Source organism: Flavobacterium cutihirudinis, assembly GCF_003385895.1.
In the GTDB taxonomy this organism is placed as follows: domain Bacteria; phylum Bacteroidota; class Bacteroidia; order Flavobacteriales; family Flavobacteriaceae; genus Flavobacterium; species Flavobacterium cutihirudinis.
In genome coordinates this window covers 287849-306470 of record NZ_QRDQ01000012.1, presented here as the reverse complement: position 1 = coordinate 306470, position 18622 = coordinate 287849, and the positions used below count along the sequence as shown (strand labels likewise).

General features: G+C 32.8%; 13 protein-coding genes and 2 tRNA genes. 12 read left to right on the top strand and 3 right to left on the bottom strand.

What is annotated here, in order from left to right:
- Positions 1-162: 162 nt before the first annotated feature.
- The 6 genes from BD847_RS19560 (at position 163) to BD847_RS19535 (ending at position 7809) form a co-directional block, all read left to right on the top strand.
- Positions 163-1509: a sigma-54-dependent transcriptional regulator gene (locus tag BD847_RS19560; RefSeq protein ID WP_115889945.1), complete on the top strand. Its 1347-nt coding sequence runs from the start codon at positions 163-165 to the stop codon at positions 1507-1509.
- Position 1510: 1 nt separating this feature from the next.
- Positions 1511-2839, top strand: a complete 1329-nt coding sequence (locus BD847_RS19555; protein ID WP_115889926.1) for a sensor histidine kinase — start codon at positions 1511-1513, stop codon at positions 2837-2839.
- 107 nt (positions 2840-2946) lie between these two features.
- Complete coding sequence (locus tag BD847_RS19550) at positions 2947-3543, top strand: biliverdin-producing heme oxygenase (RefSeq protein ID WP_115889925.1); 597 nt, start codon at positions 2947-2949, stop codon at positions 3541-3543.
- Positions 3544-3546: 3 nt separating this feature from the next.
- Positions 3547-5823 (top strand): ATP-binding protein, encoded by a 2277-nt coding sequence (locus BD847_RS19545; RefSeq protein WP_115889924.1) that lies wholly within the window; start codon positions 3547-3549, stop codon positions 5821-5823.
- A gap of 19 nt (positions 5824-5842) precedes the next feature.
- Entirely contained in the window at positions 5843-6607 is a 765-nt protein-coding gene (locus tag BD847_RS19540) for a helix-turn-helix domain-containing protein (RefSeq protein WP_115889923.1), read from the top strand.
- 50 nt (positions 6608-6657) lie between these two features.
- Complete coding sequence (locus BD847_RS19535) at positions 6658-7809, top strand: FAD-dependent oxidoreductase (protein ID WP_394336460.1); 1152 nt, start codon at positions 6658-6660, stop codon at positions 7807-7809.
- A gap of 215 nt (positions 7810-8024) precedes the next feature.
- Here BD847_RS19535 and BD847_RS19530 read toward each other — a convergent pair whose 3' ends face one another.
- The gene (locus tag BD847_RS19530; RefSeq protein ID WP_115889921.1) at positions 8025-8420 is read right to left on the bottom strand and encodes a VOC family protein; all 396 of its coding nucleotides are present in this window, start codon (positions 8418-8420) and stop codon (positions 8025-8027) included.
- A gap of 156 nt (positions 8421-8576) precedes the next feature.
- On the opposite strand from BD847_RS19530, the gene BD847_RS19525 reads away from it, so the two are divergent.
- The 6 genes from BD847_RS19525 to BD847_RS19500 all read left to right on the top strand — a co-directional run bounded on the left by BD847_RS19525 (position 8577) and on the right by BD847_RS19500 (position 18061).
- Complete coding sequence (locus tag BD847_RS19525; RefSeq protein ID WP_115889920.1) at positions 8577-10016, top strand: FAD-dependent oxidoreductase; 1440 nt, start codon at positions 8577-8579, stop codon at positions 10014-10016.
- Positions 10017-10235: 219 nt separating this feature from the next.
- Complete coding sequence (locus BD847_RS19520; RefSeq protein WP_115889919.1) at positions 10236-11294, top strand: serine hydrolase domain-containing protein; 1059 nt, start codon at positions 10236-10238, stop codon at positions 11292-11294.
- A 183-nt stretch (positions 11295-11477) separates the two neighbouring features.
- Positions 11478-12956 carry a serine hydrolase domain-containing protein gene (locus tag BD847_RS19515; RefSeq protein WP_115889918.1) on the top strand — a complete coding sequence of 493 codons (1479 nt, stop codon included), beginning with the start codon at positions 11478-11480 and terminating at the stop codon, positions 12954-12956.
- Positions 12957-13203: 247 nt separating this feature from the next.
- A complete protein-coding gene (locus tag BD847_RS19510) occupies positions 13204-15063 on the top strand; it encodes a hypothetical protein (RefSeq protein ID WP_147298523.1) in 1860 nt (619 codons plus the stop codon).
- A 233-nt stretch (positions 15064-15296) separates the two neighbouring features.
- Positions 15297-16436 (top strand): helix-turn-helix domain-containing protein, encoded by a 1140-nt coding sequence (locus tag BD847_RS19505; RefSeq protein WP_115889916.1) that lies wholly within the window; start codon positions 15297-15299, stop codon positions 16434-16436.
- A 155-nt stretch (positions 16437-16591) separates the two neighbouring features.
- A complete protein-coding gene (locus BD847_RS19500; RefSeq protein ID WP_115889915.1) occupies positions 16592-18061 on the top strand; it encodes a serine hydrolase domain-containing protein in 1470 nt (489 codons plus the stop codon).
- 270 nt (positions 18062-18331) lie between these two features.
- On the opposite strand, the gene BD847_RS19495 is transcribed toward BD847_RS19500, so the two are convergent.
- Both BD847_RS19495 and BD847_RS19490 read right to left on the bottom strand, forming a co-directional pair.
- Positions 18332-18412 (bottom strand) — tRNA-Tyr (locus tag BD847_RS19495).
- Between the two features lie 78 nt (positions 18413-18490).
- A tRNA-Val gene (locus BD847_RS19490) sits at positions 18491-18565 on the bottom strand.
- Positions 18566-18622 lie beyond the last annotated feature (57 nt).

Below are 18622 nucleotides of genomic sequence, written 5' to 3'. Positions count from 1 at the left end.
TTTACTTTCGAAAGGGCTTAATAATTAATGATTTATCAGTACAATTGTGATTTTCGTGCCAAAAATTTAAACCTTGTAACTGCTTTATTTTTAAGATTTTATTTTGAGAAAAAAAGCTTCACTGTCCAAAAGTGGACACCTTTCGTCCAAAACCGAACAAAAATGAAAAAAACGAACGCTTCAATTTTAATCATCGATGATCAGGAAGACATCCTTTTTGCGTCGAAAGTGTACTTGAAAAAATATTTTGAGACGATTTATACCTTAAATAATCCGAAAAATATTGTCGAATTATTGGCAAAAAACACCATCGATGTTGTTTTGCTGGATATGAATTACAGAATTGGTTTTGAAGATGGAAGAGAAGGTTTGTATTTATTGAAAGAAATAAAAACGCTTTCGCCAAAAACGGTTGTGATTTTAATGACGGCTTTTGGAAAAGTCGAAACGGCTGTTGAAGGCTTAAAATCGGGCGCTTTTGATTATATATTAAAGCCTTGGGAAAATCAAAAATTATTAGAATCTGTAAAACAGGCCGTTGATAAAGCGAGGAAAGAGCAAAAGAAAATGAAAAGTCCGGAAATTGCAGATGACTTTTTTATTGGCAATTCTGAAATTATAAAAAAAGCCTATTCACTTGCGGATAAAGTGGCAAAAACAGATGCCAATGTTTTGATTCTAGGCGAAAACGGAACAGGAAAATTTGTTTTGGCGCATCATATTTATGCGCAATCCGAAAGAAAAAACCAGCCTTTTATAAATGTTGATTTAGGATCTTTAAATTCGAATATTTTCGAAAGCGAATTATTCGGTTATGCCAAAGGTGCTTTTACCGATGCAAAAACAGACACGCCGGGACGTTTTGAAATGGCGCAAAACGGAACTATTTTTCTGGATGAAATAGGGAATGTTCCACTTCATTTGCAATCAAAATTGCTTCAGGTTATTCAAACGAAAACAGTAACAAGATTAGGCGAAACAAAACCAAGACCTTTAAATGTCCGAATAATTACAGCAACCAATTTGAATTTAAAACTCGAAGTTGCCGACAAAAATTTCCGTGAAGATTTGTATTACCGAATCAATACGATGGAAATTGTTTTGCCTCCGCTACGCGAAAGAATCGAAGATAAAATCCCGTTAGCCGAATATCTGCTGGAAAAAATCAGTGAGAAATACGGAAGAAGCCAAATTACTTTTGATAAAAAAGTATTGGAACAAATCGAAAAACATGCCTGGAACGGAAACATTCGCGAAATGGAAAACAAAATTGAACGCGCCGTTATTCTTTGCGAAAATAATAAAATCAACGTTTCTGATCTTGATCTCGAGCAAATTACTGAATATGAAAATCCGGATGATATTCAGCTTTCTTCGGTAGAAAAAGCTACGGTAGAAAAAGCACTTTTAAAACACAATAATAATATCAGCAAAACGGCTGAAGAACTCGGGTTGTCAAGAGGTTCGCTGTATCGTCGTTTGGAGAAATATAATATCAGCACCAACTAATATGCTAAAATCCTTAAAAACATATCAGCTACTTTTTCTGCGGTTAATTTTGATTTTGGTTACAATCGAATTTTCTATTTATCTGCATAAAATCAACTTTGTATTTGCGCCTATTTTTGGCTTTTTGATCGTTTTTCTGCTGATTGTAGAATTGTATAATTATGTAAAAAGTATCATTTTACTTTATGATAAAACCATTTCTTCAATAATACAGAATGATTTTAGTTCTGATTTTTCAAAACATAAATCGGGAAAAAATGATTTATTTGAGTTGTATGATATTTTGAAAAACAAACGAAACGAAGAAGTTTCAAAAGACATTATTTATACTTCGATCTTAAATAATATCGAAACCGGAATTATTATTCTGCAAAAACAAGAAAATGACTGGAACATTTTTTTAATGAATGATTATTTTTCGACGCATTTCAATGTGCCGAAATTCTCAAAATGGAAATACCTTAAAAGTCATTTGCCAACTTTATGCGATATTATTGATAAAGATGATTTTCAGGAAATAAAAACGTCAATCGAAATCAGTATCAACCAACAAAATTCGCAGACTTTTGTTTTGCAGGCTTCGCGTACAGAGATTTTTGAGAATGATTATTTTATTGTTTTATTAGACTCGATTCAGAATGTTGTGGAGAAAAAAGAGAAAGATGCCTGGATTAATTTAATGAAAGTGATTTCGCATGAGCTTTTGAATTCGATTACACCAATTCGTTCTATTTGCCAGAATCTGCAGGATTTGGTTGAGCAAGATTCATTGTCAACAGAAGATTTAGACGACATCAAAAACAGTGTCGAAACCATGCTCAGACGAAGTGACCATTTACAAAAGTTTGTCGAAGGTTATAGAAAACTGGCGATGTTGCCTTCGCCTAAAAAGCAAAAAATCGAGCTTCAGGAATTGGTAAACAATTGTCTTCATATTATGGAGCCTTTGTTTAAAAGAGAAAATATTGAAGTTGAAAACAGGATTTCGTACCATTATTCTATAAATGTCGATGCGCAGCAAATGGAGCAGGTTTTGATCAATCTTTTGACGAATTCGATAAATGCTTTAAAAAACAATAATCAAAAACAGATTTTCATTTCGGCGGAAGCCAAAGAAAATCGAACTTTTATAAAAATTGCAGACAGCGGAAATGGAATCGAAAAAGAAATCGAAAACAAAATTTTCCTTCCGTTTTTCACCACCAGAAATGAAGGCGCAGGAATTGGTTTGACTTTGTCTAAAAATATTATCGAAGCGCACGGAGGTTACATCAATTACAAAAATGAAGACGAGAAAACAGTTTTTGAGATTTGTCTAATTGAAGGTTAATGGCCATTTTACATAATTGCATTTTTTAAATTGTACTAAAATTTTTTAGTTAAATTTGTGTAAGAGAAGTTGTGATTAAACTCTCTAAATAACATAAAATTATATCGATGAGTACAAATCCTACTTTTGCAATAACCTCAAATTTCTTAAACGACTTAAAAACTCAAACTGCAGATTCCCACAAAAAACTAGAAGATCTTCCGGTTTCTGCTTCAATTATGTCGCCTGAAATGAAGATAGAAGATTATACTTTTTATCTCAATTTAATGCACGATGTTCATAACGATACAGAAGCACTTATTTTTCCTTTTTTTACGAATCTTTTAGAAGATTTAGAACAAAGAAAAAAGAAACATCTTATAGAAAATGATCTTTCATTTTTAAATGCAAAAAAATCAGATGCAGAAAAAGTTTTTCATACAGAAGGAATTTCAGCAGCTTTTGCTTTAGGAATTTTATATGTGGTTGAAGGTTCAACTCTTGGCGGAAGATTTATTTTGAAAAATGTTTCAAAGCGTCCGGAACTTTCTGGTGATCAAGGTGTTTCTTATTTTAATGGTTATGGTGATAAAACCGGTAGTTTTTGGAAATCATTTCTGAGTTTTTTATCAGAATATGAACAAGAACATAATTGTGGCGATGAAATTATAGAAGGAGCAATATTTGCTTTTGATAGTATTTATAAGCATTTTGATCGTAGGTAAATAATGAAGATAAGAGATATAGTCAATCGCGATATAGTAAATTTAACCAATTGCGAACATGAACCGATACATATTCCGGGACAGATACAGCCTCATGGCTTTTTACTTGGAATTACTTTGCAATGGAAAATAGATTTCTGTTCTGAAAATGTTTCGGATTATTTTGCTATTTCCCACACTCAGATGCTAGGGAAAGATTTTGCTGAAGTTTTTGGTGCTGGTGCTCAAGATGAAATTCTTGCCTACACAAATGGAGACGAATTTAGAGACGCTTTTCCTCTTGAGATAGAATTGCTTGGCAAATTATTCCAAATTAATATTCATAAATCAAATGATATTTATGTTCTTGAAGCTGAATTATTATTTGCTGATAGAGAAAAATTAGCAGATGCCTACAAACAAACTATTCAGTTTGTTAGCCAAATGAACAAAACAAAATCGCTTAAAGATTTATGTGCTCTTGTAGCTCAAGGTACGCGTGAGATAACCGGTTATGATCGTGTAATGATTTATCGTTTTGACGAACAATATAATGGAGAAGTATTTGCCGAAGATTGTCGAGAAGATTTAGAACCATTTCTGGGATTGCACTATCCGCATACCGATATTCCCGCTCAAGCTCGTGAATTGTACATAAGAAATCAGCTCCGACTGATTGTAGACATTGATTATAAGCCCGTCCCGATTTATACGGTTGATGATAAAGAAGGGAAAAATCTGGATCTAAGTCTGTCAATATTAAGAAGCACATCACCAATTCATGTAGAATATCTTAAAAACATTGGAGTTGGTGCAACTTTAACCATTTCCTTAATTCATCGCGATCGTTTGTGGGGATTGATTGCTTGCCATCACTATTCGGAGAAAAATATTTCACCAGAAATTAGATTGGCAGCAAAACTTCAGGGACAGTTTATTACTTCTCAAATTGATATTAGACAATCTAATGATGAATATGGTAATGCTCAACATACCGTTTTGGCATTGGAACAATTAACAAGTCTGGATCTTCCTATCGTAAAAGAATCTTTAGAAAAAATTAGTACTGCTCCTCAATTATTAGAAATTGCTAATGCATCGGGTGTTTCTATCGTGTCAGGAAATAAAATCTATAAAAATGGTTTGACACCAACTGATGATCAAATTTTAAGTTTAATAGAAGAAATACACAATAAGAAAATAACTGAAATTTTTTCAACTAATAAAATAAGTGATCACTTTCCTGAGTTGGCAGAAAAGGTTGATTTTGCTGGGATTATTTACCATGCGCTTGGCAATAATGGCCATATTTTATGGTACAGACCAGAAACAATTTCAGAAATTAGTTGGGGCGGTGATCCTGAAAAAAGTATTATAATTGATAATAACGGACTTCATCCCAGAAATTCCTTTAATATTTGGAAACAAATTGTAAAAAATCAAAGCAATCCTTGGAAACAATACGAAATTAACGCGGCTGCCCAATATGCCCATACTTTGCATAATCAGCTTATATTGATCATGTTGAGCGAAGAAGAAGAAAAATACCGTAATCAAAGTGAAATTTTACGAGAAGCCAATTCAGAACTTGAAAATATCAACTGGATCAGTACACATGATTTGCAGGAACCTTTGCGAAAAATTCAGCTTATTACTTCCAAAACGTTGTCAGAACTTGATGGTATTACAACTGAATCGATTTCAAATTCTTTAGAGCGAGTTTCAAAATCTGCCAGCAGAATGAGTGTTTTACTGGAGGATATTCTAAAATATACGCGCATCAAAAATACCAGAGATACTTTGCAAAAAGTTAATCTCGATGAAATTCTCGAAGCGACAATCAAGGAAATGAATGAGACCATTGCAGAAAGTAATGCTGTAATCGAATCTGAAAAGCTTCCAGAAGTTCATGCAATCCAATTTTTAATGAGACAATTGTTTGCCAATATTCTTCAAAATTCATTAAAATACGCATCATCTGATCGAATTCCAAAAATCAAAATCACAGCTTCACAGGAACCTGTAATGATACATCATTTGTATAAAGTGTATTGTTATTGGATTCGTTTTTCGGATAACGGAATTGGTTTTGAACCACAATATGCCGAATCGATTTTTAAAATTTTCACAAGACTTCACAGACAAGAACAATATACTGGATCTGGAATTGGCTTGGCTTTGTGTAAAAAAATTATGCAAACTGTTGGCGGTGATATTCATGCAGAAGGAAAACCAGGAGAAGGTGTAGATATTGTTATTTATTTTCCGTGTGATCCTGAAGATACGCTTTTGCCATTGTAAATTCTATTGAATCAGGAATATGAAACTCACCATCCAATCCTTTTTGCCAGACGATTCTATTTCGCATTTTGTTCACAGTTTTTGGATGGTGGAGAATAAAACGGGAAATGATATTCCGGGAACAATTCTCCCCAACGGAATGATGGATATGACGCTCATGAAAATAAACACTGATAATTGGGAAATGTCAATTCGCGGATTGGACACAGTTCCAAGTCAGGTTAATATTACCAAAGATGTGAAAATATTTTCCGTTGGATTTAAACTTTTGGCAGCCGAATACTTATTTGGAGATTCCATAAAAGATGTTTTGAATGGAGGGAAAATGATTCCGAATGATTTTTGGCAATTTGAAGAAATTGATACGGAAAGTTTGGAGAATTTTCAGAAGAAAGTAACGCAGCAAATCAATGCATTTTCAACCAAAGAAATTGACGACAGAAAGAAGAATCTGTTTGAATTGATTTATCCTTCGCACGGAACAATTACAGTAAAAGAACTTTCGGAAAAAGTATTTTGGAGCAGTCGCCAGATAAACCGATATTTTAATCAGCAGTTCGGAATTTCACTTAAAGAATATTGTAAAATTTTACGTTTTGGATCTTCTTTTAAAGATTTAAGCGAAGGACGCCTTTTTCCTGAATTGAACTTCACAGACCAAAATCATTTTATAAAAGAAATAAAAAAATATTCCGGTGTGACGCCAAAAGAATTGAGTAAAAATTCCGATGATCGCTTCATGGATATTCTTGCCATTAAAAAACTGCCTTCAAAAAACGACTGATTTTTACTATTTCTGCCAAAATCTTCTTTGCAATTTTGTATCGAAATTAAATGATACAAAAGATGTTACTACAAAATAAAAAAATAGCTGTTATTGGCGCTGGCCCGGTTGGTTTGACCATGGCAGTTTTGCTTCAGCAAAAAGGAATTGACGTTACAGTTTACGAAAGAGATAAAGATGCGAAAACCAGAATTTGGGGCGGAACGCTCGATCTGCATAAAGGTTCCGGACAAGAAGCGATGAAAAAAGCAGGATTATTAGAGCGTTATTTCGAATTAGCAATTCCGATGGGAAGAAGTATTGTAGATGAAAAAGGAATTGTTTTATCTTCTCAAAAGGTAATTCCTGAAGAAGCCAAGAACAATCCGGAAATTAATAGAAATGATTTGCGAACAATATTGCTAGAAAGCTTAAAAGACAATACCGTTATTTGGAACAGTAAAGTAAACGAACTTGAAGCAAAAGACGGAAAATGGATTTTGCATTTTGACAATAAAGAAGCTGCAACGGCAGATTTTGTTATTGGAGCAAATGGCGGAATGTCGGCAATTAGAAAATATATTACTGATGCTGAAGTCGAAGAAACTGGAACCTATATGATTCAAGGCGAAGTTTCTCAATCCGAAATTAAATGCAAAGATTTTTTCAGTTTATGCGATGACAATATTTTAATGAGTGCTTATAATGGCAATTTATTAGTGGCTAATCCAAAGAATAAGGAGTCATTGAGTTATAATGTTATTTTTAAAAGTCCTTTAAATTGGCCTTCAGAAAATAAACTGGATTTTAAAAATACAGAAAATATTAGTTCTTTTCTAATAGATAAATTTTCAGATTGGGATGAAATTTATAAAGAGTTGTTCCGTGCAACATCAATTTTTATAGGATTGCCAACGCGAAAAATTTCATTAGAAAAAGAATGGAAAAAGAATCGTGTTTTGCCCATAACACTTATTGGTGATGCAGCGCATTTAATGCCACCTTTTGCTGGACAAGGTGCAAATATTGGTTTAGTCGATGCAATGATTTTAGCAGAAAATCTTTTGAATGGAAAGTTTGAAAGCATTGAAACCGCAATCGCAGATTATGAAAAACAAATGTTTGTTTATGCTAATGAAGCACAAGCAGAAACCCGCGAAAATGAATTGATGATGCGTGAAGCTAAATTCTCTTTTATGAGATTTGTAAATTCTGATGAATAGAAAAGATAGCATCTTTAAACTATTTTTTTTCAACACATAGAAACATAGATTTTATTTGTAGAAAAGAGCTTAAAAAGAAACTAGTTTCTAGCACATAGCCAACTATGTTTATTTAAAACAAGTGAAACGCCTTTTTTGCGGCTTCTAAATCTATGTTTCTATGTGTTTGAATTAATTACACGCAACGGGTGATTACAAAAAATCTATGCGTTGATTTACATTCCAGGCCAATATAAAAAATTAAATTTATGACCGTCTGGATCGCTAAAGCCAAAAGTATAACCTTGTTGAAAATTTTCGGGTTCAGAAAATATTTTTGCTCCGGCTTTTTGCACGATTTCATACCATTCATCAACATTTTCTCTATTGTCGGCAGATAATGAAAAAATGATTTCATTTTCATTTTTTGCATCAGTGACTTTCCCTCTCATAGCATTATCAAATCTTTTAGGAAGGAAAAAATTAATAATGAAATCATTTTCTCCATAGCTAAAACTCACTAGTTCTTCGGTTTCTTTTCCGTTTTGTTTGAATCCCAAATCGGAATAAAACTGAATTGTCTTTTGCAAATCATGCGAAACCAAGTTTGCCCATATCATTCTAGTTTTCATAAACTTTAGTTTTTAGATTAGTAATAGACTAAAGTAGCGAATTATAGCCTTAAAAACTTGTAATGAAATTGTAAAGTTTTGTTCCGGTAATCTTTTGTCTTAATTTTGCGCAACTGCCGGAAGCTACAAAATGCTGAAATAAAGAGGAAATAAAAAGTGAAAAAGGAAGAAACAAGTTGGACGATTTGTGAAGAATGTCAGGGAAGGGGCAAAAAAAGTCAGCGAATCAGCAAAAAAGTGAAACTTCGTTATCAATCGGAATTGGAGCAATTTCAAAATAACAATTCAGACGGAAAAGCGCCCATTCCTCCAAAAGCACATTTAAAAACATGTTTAAATTGCAATGGTTCAGGATTAATTCATTCCGCAAGTTTTCCTATTGCAGATCCAGAAAAATATCCTCACGTTGCCATTATTGGTGGCGGAATTGGCGGAACAGCTTTGGCGGTAGCTTGTCTTCACCGAAAAATCCCTTTTACTCTTTATGAACGTGATACCACTTTCGAAGCCCGATCTCAGGGTTACGGACTTACTTTGCAACAGGCAAGTAAAGCAATGGCCGGGCTGGGTATTTTATCGTTAAAAGATGGTGTTGTTTCATCGCGACATTTAGTTCATACTACAGATGGAAAAGTGATTGGCGAATGGGGAAACAGAAAGTGGATTCAGTCAGAATCAAAAAAGACTCAGAAACGTTCTAATATACACATCGCACGACAATCTTTACGTTTGGAATTGCTGGAACAACTTCACGGAAGTGATGCTGTAAAGTGGGGACATCAGTTAATCGATTTTAAGCAAGAAGACGAAAGTGTCGAACTCAGTTTTAATGTAAATGGAGAAATACAGCATTCGAAAGCAGCTATAGTAGTTGGAGCAGATGGTATTCGCAGTTCGGTTCGCCGACTTTTGATTGGCGATGATGTTGCGCCGTTGCGTTATCTGGATTGTATTGTAATATTAGGAATTTGTCCTTTGAATGCATTGGAAGATTCTACAAATGCTTTATTAGATTCGGCAACCGTATTTCAAACTGCCAACGGAAATGAGCGCATTTATATCATGCCTTTTAAATCAGATTCTGTAATGTGGCAACTTAGTTTTCCGATGTCGGAAAATGAAGCGAAAGAATTAAGCGCAAAAGGGCCAGAAGCACTTAAAGAAGAAGCGCTGCGAAGAACACAATGGCATAATCCAATTCCGCAAATTCTGGAAGCAACTCTTGAAACTGAGATTTCCGGTTATCCGGTTTATGATCGTGAATTAATCGATTCTGAAATATTGAAAAAAGGTGGAAACATAACATTAATTGGTGATGCCGCCCATCCAATGAGTCCATTTAAAGGTCAGGGCGCTAATCAGGCTTTACTTGATGCACTTTCTTTGGCACGTGGAATTGTGAAAGGTTGCAAATCTTTAGCACATTGGAAAAAAGCTGGATTACGCGAAAGTGTTTTAAATGAGTTTGAAGCAGAAATGCTAAAACGTAGTGCTGTAAAAGTAAAAGATTCTGCAGATGCAGCACAATTCCTTCATTCTGAAATCGTACTTCATGAAGGCGATGAGCCGAGAGGACGCTGTTTGAAGAAAAAATAATTTCAAATGTTTTTTATTAGTCTTGAATTTTATGTTTGAGATTTGTTGTTGCAAAATACTGAAAAACAAGTTTTTGTAACTATTCGTACTTACGGATAATAAACTCGTACTATTTTGTTTGAAGCAAATGAGTACGAGTTTTTTTATTCGGTCGCACAGGATTTGATTCTTTCGCAAGTTTGTATCGAAATAAATTTCTAATCTTAAAAACACGATACAATGAAAACTCCAGTAAAATTTTTAGCAGCCGTATTATTAGTAAGCAGTTTTTCTTTTGGACAAGACATCACAAAAAAAATCGATTCAATTGTAAAAGATAGTTACCAAAAAAATCCTGGCATAGGTATTAGTATTGGTTTTATTAATAATGGCGAAGAATATTATACGGCATATGGTAATTTGGATGAAAAAAGTAATGTTCAGATTGATGAAAATTCCATTTTCGAAATTGCTTCCATCACGAAAATTTTGACTTCAAATTTAATGGCTCAGGCAATTATAGAAAAAAAGATAAAAGCAGACGATTATATAGATGGGTTTCTTCCGAAACAGTATGTTTTGAATGAAAATCTTAAGAATAAAATAAAAATTTCAGACTTGGCATCTCATCAATCAGGATTGCCGGATATTGATTTCGGAAAGTTAATTCAACTAGATCCGCAACAACCGGTAAATAGTGTGACCGAAAAAACATTGGCTGAACTAGTAAACAACTGTACAGAACTAAAAGATTACGGAAAATATCGTTATTCAACAGTGGGATTTACTTTGTTGGGACAAATATTAGAAAAAGTATACGGAAAGAGTTACGATCAGATTATCCGAAGCAAAATCATAAACCCGTTGAAGATGAAAAACACATTGACAACCGATTTTAATGTAAAAAATCAAACCGTTGGCCATAATCCTGAGGGCGGAATTCAGGAATTCTTTAAATGGAATGTTACAGCTCCGGCAGGTTTAGTAAAATCGAATGCGTCTGATATGGTTAAGTATTTGAAAGCAGTTTTAAATGAGCAAAGTTCAGTTGGGAAAGCGGCTTTAATTACAGAGAAAATTTTCTATAAAGATGAGAAAAGAGAACTAGGTTTAGGTATAAACATTGTAACAGACGACCAAAACACGTTGTATATGAAATCCGGAGATTCTATGGGACAATCCTCAATTATATGTTATAACAGAGCAAAAAAATGGGGAATCATTATTCTTTTAAATCAAAGGAATTCAAAATTGAGACAAAACATGTTGAATACAATTTGTGATACGGTTTTGAAATAAGGTTGAAAGAACTCCTTAAGAAATTAAGGAGTTTTTTTTATGTTCATTTTTTTGAATGATTTGAAAGAAACTTTCTTAATTATATCCCAATAAAAATAGGAGGGGTATTTGTAGTAATAATATTTCATTACTTTCGTTTGAAAATCAATCAATCAAATCAATCAATCAAATCAATCAATCAAAATGAAAAAACAAGTATTTCTTTATTTTACGGTTTTACTTTTTACAAGTAGCATCTCAGCACAGGAGTTAAAAGATTTCTTTTCGACACTTAATAAAAATGATCTTTTTAATGGTAGTGTTTTAATTTCCAAATCAGGAGAAAATGTTTTCTCTAATTTTTATGGATATTCGAATATAGAGAAGAAAGAAAAAATCAATGAAAAATCTCAATTTACAATTGCATCGGTATCAAAAACGTTTACTTCGGTAGCAATACTGCAGCTTAAGCAAAAAGGAAAATTAAATATTGATGATCCAGTCCAAAAATATCTTCTGGATTTTCCTTATTCAAATATTAGTATTAGGCATTTGCTAAGCCATACTTCTGGATTGACGCAATACTATCGTCTATTTGATACTGCAATGAAAGAAAAGCCAGAAAAAACTTTTTCTAATGAAGATATTATACCCGCATTAATTGAAAATAAAGTGCCGCTCTCATTTGCTCCAGGAGACAAATGGGAATATAACAATGTTAATTACTGTCTTGCGGCTTTAGTGGTGGAAAAAATAACTGGAATTAGTTTTAGAGATTATTTGGAAAAAAATATTTTCGAACCTGCTAAAATGAAAGATTCATTTCTTCCTAAAAATAGAAGGCTTAAAACACCGAATCAGGTAGAATTGTATACGTATCCCAATTTTTATTCGACAAGCGTAGTAAATGTTCAAACCTTAAAAGAAACATTTTTAATAGATGAGAAAAGCAATTTTTATGGACCTGGAGGCATTGTAAGTACAGCTTTAGACTTATACAAGTACCAAAAAGCTTTATTTAGTTATCAGCTTTTAGGCAAAAAAGAATTAGAAGAAGCGCTGACACCGGCGAAGCTTAATGACGGAAAAATTGCTTCTTATCGCGCGGATGAAAAAGAGATTGCCTATGGTTTGGGCTGGCAGATATTCACCAATGATAGTAATGAAAAAATAGTTTTTCACGATGGACTCAATACTGGGCTTACATCAATTTTGATGCATAATATTACTAAAAACCACACTGTCATTTTGCTGTCCAATACAGCTAGTCCAGTTTTTGCAACAGCCAATGCGGCTTTGAAATTAATTGAAAACAAACCTTATAAAATGCCTCTTCAGAGTCTTTCGAGAATCTACGGCAGTTTGCTTGAAAGTGGGAGTAAAGAAAAAGCAAATCAGTTAATTGAGGAATATTTAAAAAAGACAGACAGTTACGAAGCATCAGAAAGAGATTTTAATAGATTGGGATATCAATTTCTTAGACTTCAAAAAACAGAAAATTCTTTAGTAACATTCGCTGCAGCAACATTGATTTTTCCAAATAGCTCTAATATATATGATAGTTACGGAGAGGTATTGCTCCAAAGTGGCAAAAAAGAGGATGCGATTAAGATGTATCAAAAATCGGTTGAATTAAATCCAGCGAATGAAAATGGTAAAAAGGTATTAAAAGAATTACTGTAATAAAATGTCTGTAACATAGAATGATCAATTTATAACGTGTATTCGGAACAAACGAAATATGAAAACTCCTTAAGAAATTAAGGAGTTTTTTTATGATACTTGCAATTCTGTTTTTCACAGTTGTTGGTGTATTTTTTAAGTAATAGGTAAATGAGGAACAATTATTTGTGGAGAAAAAACTTATATTCGCGAATGTTTTTAAAAATTGAAAACAGAAGAAATATTTCACACCTCAAATCTTAAAATAATGAAAAAAGTAATTTGTTCCCTACTAGTAACAATGCTCACAATTTGTGCTTATGCGCAAGAAATTAAAATTAAGAATGACGAAGTTAAACTTGATGAAAAAACGGTTGCCTACATTACTGGTAAAAAACCAAGTTTACAAATTTTAAGTTTAGATAAACAGTACACAGTAAATGTCGAATTGAAATTTCTGGAGTCTACGGGAAAAAGATGGATGGTTTTAAAAAGTTTGAAAACCGAAAAAACAAATGAAGCCGATTATAAAAAGTTTAACCCGCTAAATCAACAAAAAAGTGTAATTGAAGCTTTTATTGATAAAGGGTTTTTAAGTGCCGACGGACTAAATACGGAAGCAATTGAAAGCTTTATAAACGGAGCATCTTCAGGAATCTCTGATAATATTAAAGCTGAAGCCGATGCAGCAGCCGATAAGAAAAATAGAATTGCAAGCTATAAGATTTCGATTGATGATGCTGGAGCTGTTTTCAGCGGTCAAACTAAAATTGGAACCATAAAAATTGCCAGAACAAATAGTTCAGGAATACAAAGCTACGAAGTTCTCGATTTAGACGGTTACATTATTGCGACGTGGTACAATATGAGTAGCATGCATCCGGGTTATAATAAAGCGTTGTACGAAGAATTAATCACATTTGATGGAAAAGTGATGAAAGTAAAACCGGATACTTTTGGAACGCTTCAATATAAATTGAGTACAGATAAAACGGCTTTAAATATAGTTGGTGAATTGATGGGTAACGGCTATACCTTAAAACATCAGGGCGAGGCTGCTAATGATGTAGCAAAGCAGGAAAAATTGAAAGCAGATCAGGAAATAGCAGCAAAAGAAAAAGAAGCTGATAACAGAATTTATGTGCAAAAACCTTTTGCTATGGACGAGAAAAAGGTAATCAGAATTATTGAATATATGTTGGAAGCACATTCTACAGGAAGCAGTTTTAGCCCCGAAGCAGCTTATATTATAGAGAATAATAAAGTGGTTGGGAAAAAATATCCATCACATGGGAATCCAAATTATAGCTATTATGAAATTAGATTAAATTTTGAAAATAACCTGATTAAAAATGCCAGTTTTGTAACACGTTACAGCAATAAACCTATTTTGTTGGAATTTCAAGACAATACGATTACCCGTATTGTTTATAAAGATATGAGTGTCGATTTTAAATTACAATACATTGCTGATAAAGTAATTCTTTTTAGCAAGGATGATAATGATGAGAGTACGTATGTTTTAGAATTAGATGGCGATAAAACAAAATCAATTGTTGAAACAGTAAAATTGAATAAGCCATTCACGAAACCTTATATTAATAAAACTTCAAAATTTACATTCGCAGCTGATTCTTATACTAGAGATTATATCAGTTATAAGCGAGAAAAAGCTGCTGAAGATAAAAATATTCTGCAAAGATATATAAACAGATATTCTAAAGTAAGTAAGAATGTTTACACGCGAGAATATTTAGAAAACGGACTGAAAGATGACAAAAGTAAAGGGCTTAAAGAGACTTTTACTTATGATGATTTTGATAGAATTTCTAAAGAATTAGGTGTTAATACTGGTTGGAAATTTGACACAACTTATTCTTATGAGGATAACAAAACATATGATTACGTAAAATTAGTTACAATTGAAGAATCTCCAAAAGGGAAGGTTACTTATATAAGAATTGAAAAAGATCAGCCAAAAGCAAATGATAAAGCAAATGATTTTGAATGGAGAAAAGGTTATTATACACTTGATGCAAATAATGATTTGATTTCAGAAAACAGAGACGGAAAACACCGTGACAAAGTGAATGGTGTTTGGTCAGATTGGAAATATAATGAAATGTAAATTATCTGTTTTTATAGAATAAAAAAAACTCCATTAGAAATAATGGAGTTTTTTTGTAGCTATTACGAATCTTTTTCTGAGCTATTTTTTAGGATTTAAATAAGATTTTCAAAAAAACATAGAGTCCTCATTTCTATCTCAATTTCAAAAAAGGAACTAAATTGTAGTAAAAATATTTCTTATATTCGCCTCTAAATAACTATCAATTCTAAAAATACCACAAGAAAAAAGAAATGGATAAAATTAATTTATTAATTGTTGCAACCATAATTACTTCGTTCATTTCATTATTACTTATAATTTTTCTGCTCACAGTAAAAACAAAAGATAAAACAAGTAACATACTTTTTGCTATTTTTCTATTTTTAAATGCAGTAGATTCCATTGAGCCTTTATTCGGATTAATGTCTGATCGTCCCACAAATCTTGGAATATTCAGAACTACACTTGCTTTTTTTCAAATTCCGGTTTTTTACCTGTATGTATTATCAGTTTCTTATTCTGATTTCAAATTTAAGTCCAAATATCTTTTACATGCAATTCCATTTTTAATAGTAAATGCTGTTTTAGTTCCTCGTTTTTATGCCGTGGATGCTGCAGGAAAAATGGATTTTATTGTAAATCGTACAAGTAGGATTGAATTGCAGTTTATTCATATTTTAATACATATTCAGATCATTGCTTATTTTGCGGCCATTTTTATGCTATTAAAAAAAGCAAAAAAACTGTATGTTGAAAACAATGCCGGAACTCACATTAATTCCTATAATTGGTTATTTCAGTTTACGACCCTTCTCTCAATCGTGTATGTCATTGCAATTCTGAAAAATATTTTTAAGTTTTCAGAATATCCAGATATTTCCGAATGGATAAAAGTTGGAATTCAAGTATTACAACCCTTTATCATTTGCTGGTATTTGTTTAAGGCATTAAACAATCCTGATTTATTCCGAAATATCGATTCAAAATTAAAACTGGTAAAAGATATCGTTTCTGAAGAAAAAACCAATGTATCAACTGCCGTAAATGATGAGGTATATAGTGAAGAGTTATTGAAACTACAGCAATATATGAGTGAAGAAAAACCATTTCTTAATCCTTCGCTAACGATTCAGGATGTTTCTAAAGGAATTAAAATTCCTGTTCGGGATTTATCTCTTTTAATCAATCATAAATTAGATCAGCATTTTTATGATTTCGTTAATACATACCGAATAGAAAATGCAATGAATATATTAAAAGATGATTCTAAAAGTAAAGTAACAATTCTTGAAATCTTGTATGAAGTTGGATTTAATTCAAAATCTTCTTTTAATAGCGCTTTTAAAAAACATACAGGAAATACGCCAACTTCTTATCGTAAACAATTGTAATTCAATTTTTTGTAATTACTCGTACTTGTTGTTGAAACGACTCGTACTTATTTTTTCAGACAAATGCGTTCGAATCTTTTCATTCGGTCGCACAGGACTAGTTGCTTCCGCATCTTTGTATCGAAATAAATTTTTAACCGAAAAAAATCGATACCATGAAAAATATTATTTACGTACTATTACTTCTTATAGTAACTCAAGCGAATTGTCAGACAAGCCATAAAGTGTTGACAAAAAAGACAAATTACAGTTTTCTAACAGACAGTTTAAATATTGATAAACAATTAGAAAAATACAAACTAGCCGGATTTAGTGTTGTGGTTTTTCAAAATTATGAAATTGTATACTCAAAGCAATTTGGAGTAAAATCAATAGATTCCAAAGAAAAAATAGATCAGAATACTGCTTTTTCAACAGCTTCAATTTCAAAACCAATTACGGCGCTTTTGTGTTTTATACTTGAAGAGAAAGGATTAGTCAATTTAGATGATCCAATAGATCCATTCTTAAAACGTTGGCATTTACCAAAAAGCAAGTTTACTGAAAGTAATAGTCCAACATGGAGACAATTTTTAAATCATACCGCTGGTACATCTCAAGGAGGTTTTGAAGACCATTATGAAGGAGAAACAATTCCGACGTTAAAACAAAGTTTATTAGGGCAGATACCAAGATATGATAAAGAAATAGAGTTTTTGTTTACGCCAGGAACTAGTTGGGAATACAGTGGTGGTGGTTATACAATTGTCCAAATGGCTTTAGAAGACACTTTTAATAAATCTATGGCTGAGCTTGCAAAAGAGTATGTTTTTTCGCCTCTTGGTTTGAAAAACACTTCAATGGTTCAGCCAAATGAAAAAGGGTTTCTGACAAATGTGGCTCTTGTTCATGATAAAGACGGAAAAGTGATTAAAACTGGTTTGCCAATTACACCGCAAGTTGCACCTTCAGGAATGTGGTCTACGCCAAGTGATTTAGCTAAACTGGCTATCGAAATGCAAAATGCTTTACGCAATAAAAACAACAAAGTGATTTCTCATAATGTTGCTCAAAAAGTGACAGAATTAAGCGCTCTAAAAAATGCCGTTGGTGGTTGGAGTTACGGATGGCAAAAGTCTTTTGGTTACAATAACTACGACTGGTTTTTGTGCAACGGTTCTAATACCGGAGTAGGTGGCACTGTTGCCGCTACCATGACAGATGGAAACGGTTTCGTATTTCTGGCAAATGGAGAAAAACCTAATCGTTTTCCTGTAATGAGCCACACTCAAAAAACGATTCTGAAATTGATGAATTGGGATAATACAGCAGTAAAGGAAAGCACTCAGGAAATGCCAGTTTCGTTAAAACAACAACTAATTGGAACTTATGACGATTTTTTATACGGACAAGGAGTAGAAACCAAAATAGTAGAAAAAAACAATCGTCTTTATGTTGAATCAATGTTGTTGGACCATTTTAAGGGGAAAAATGATAATGAGTTGGTGTATTTGAAGAATGGTTTATTTAAAATTATTGACTATCCTAACTTACTACAGTTTGAGTTCAAAGATGGAAAAGCAACTTCCGTAATCTTGACAAGAGATAGTTTTAGTACTGAAGTTTCAATGACAGATAAAAAATAAAGAGAAGCTCCATTAGAAATAATGGAGTTTTTCATATGAGTTTTTTTAAAAAAATCGGAATAGATTTTAGTGAAGTTTATTTTTATAGAAGAAAACGGAATGGGAAGTTTACGAAGAGAACGAAGAAATTAACGAAATGTTTTTTGTAGTAAATACGTTTTTAAGACAGAAAATAATCAATCAAAATTAAATGTTGAGTATATCTTAGTTTAAATCTAGGTGTCATAAAAGCAAAAAAAAAAGTCCTAATTTTCATTAGGACTTTTTTTGTGGGGAGAGCAGGATTCGAACCTGCGAAGTTCACACAGCAGATTTACAGTCTGCCCTCGTTGGCCGCTTGAGTATCTCCCCAAAACTGAGTGTCAATTTATAATATCGACACTAGGAAAAGTGTAAAAAAAACTCCTTAATTTCTTAAGGAGTTTTCTGTGGGCGATGAGGGGTTCGAACCCCCGACCCCCTCGGTGTAAACGAGGTGCTCTGAACCAGCTGAGCTAATCGCCCTATTTTACTAGGTTGCTATCGTTTGTGATTGCGAGTGCAAATATACGCTTGTTTTCG

Bases quoted from the DNA above. Each gene is read 5' to 3' on its own strand.
- BD847_RS19560 (WP_115889945.1), top strand. From the start codon at position 163: ATGAAAAAAACGAACGCTTCAATTTTAATCATCGATGATCAGGAAGAC.
- BD847_RS19555 (WP_115889926.1), top strand. From the start codon at position 1,511: ATGCTAAAATCCTTAAAAACATATCAGCTACTTTTTCTGCGGTTAATT.
- BD847_RS19550 (WP_115889925.1), top strand. From the start codon at position 2,947: ATGAGTACAAATCCTACTTTTGCAATAACCTCAAATTTCTTAAACGAC.
- BD847_RS19545 (WP_115889924.1), top strand. From the start codon at position 3,547: ATGAAGATAAGAGATATAGTCAATCGCGATATAGTAAATTTAACCAAT.
- BD847_RS19540 (WP_115889923.1), top strand. From the start codon at position 5,843: ATGAAACTCACCATCCAATCCTTTTTGCCAGACGATTCTATTTCGCAT.
- BD847_RS19535 (WP_394336460.1), top strand. From the start codon at position 6,658: ATGATACAAAAGATGTTACTACAAAATAAAAAAATAGCTGTTATTGGC.
- BD847_RS19530 (WP_115889921.1), bottom strand. From the start codon at position 8,420: ATGAAAACTAGAATGATATGGGCAAACTTGGTTTCGCATGATTTGCAA.
- BD847_RS19520 (WP_115889919.1), top strand. From the start codon at position 10,236: ATGAAAACTCCAGTAAAATTTTTAGCAGCCGTATTATTAGTAAGCAGT.
- BD847_RS19515 (WP_115889918.1), top strand. From the start codon at position 11,478: ATGAAAAAACAAGTATTTCTTTATTTTACGGTTTTACTTTTTACAAGT.
- BD847_RS19510 (WP_147298523.1), top strand. From the start codon at position 13,204: ATGAAAAAAGTAATTTGTTCCCTACTAGTAACAATGCTCACAATTTGT.
- BD847_RS19505 (WP_115889916.1), top strand. From the start codon at position 15,297: ATGGATAAAATTAATTTATTAATTGTTGCAACCATAATTACTTCGTTC.
- BD847_RS19500 (WP_115889915.1), top strand. From the start codon at position 16,592: ATGAAAAATATTATTTACGTACTATTACTTCTTATAGTAACTCAAGCG.